This window comes from Streptococcus criceti HS-6, assembly GCF_000187975.2.
GTDB classification, from domain to species: domain Bacteria; phylum Bacillota; class Bacilli; order Lactobacillales; family Streptococcaceae; genus Streptococcus; species Streptococcus criceti.
On sequence record NZ_AEUV02000001.1, the window covers coordinates 1 to 707 of the forward strand.

General features: G+C 48.2%; 2 tRNA genes and 1 rRNA gene. All 3 read left to right on the forward strand.

Features of this window, described 5'->3' with window-relative positions:
- The first annotated feature begins 32 nt into the window (after positions 1-32).
- Positions 33-106 (forward strand) — tRNA-Arg (locus tag STRCR_RS00005).
- Between the two features lie 7 nt (positions 107-113).
- Positions 114-186, forward strand: a tRNA-Pro gene (locus STRCR_RS00010).
- A gap of 142 nt (positions 187-328) precedes the next feature.
- A 16S ribosomal RNA gene (locus tag STRCR_RS00015) occupies positions 329-707 on the forward strand; the annotation flags it as partial.

The following is a 707-nucleotide window of genomic DNA, read 5'->3' on the forward strand; positions in this document are numbered from 1 at the left end:
GATTCCGGTCCTCGGCATAATAGCATAGATAAGCACCCTTGGCTCAACTGGATAGAGTACCTGACTACGAATCAGGCGGTTAGAGGTTCGAATCCTCTAGGGTGCATCAGATACGGGAAGTAGCTCAGCTTGGTAGAGTACTTGGTTTGGGACCAAGGGTCGCAGGTTCGAATCCTGTCTTCCCGATACTAAAGATTTCATCTTTAGTTTTTTTATGCTAAGACCTTTGAGAACTGAATAGAGACGAACCAAGACGTGCGGGTTAAGAGATTAACCTGTCAAGGAACAATAAACGGATAAGCCAGAGTGCTTAGCCGGACAAACTAGCATTAATGAGAGTTTGATCCTGGCTCAGGACGAACGCTGGCGGCGTGCCTAATACATGCAAGTGGAACGCTTCTTTTTTACCGAGTGCTTGCACTCACAAGGAAGAAGAGTCGCGAACGGGTGAGTAACGCGTAGGTAACCTGCCTGGTAGCGGGGGATAACTATTGGAAACGATAGCTAATACCGCATAACAATGGATAACACATGTTATTGATTTAAAAGGTGCAATGGCACCACTATCAGATGGACCTGCGTTGTATTAGCTAGTAGGTAGGGTAAAGGCCTACCTAGGCTGCGATACATAGCCGACCTGAGAGGTGGAACGGCCACACTGGGACTGAGACAGGCCCAGACTCCTACGGGAGCAGCAGTAGGGAATC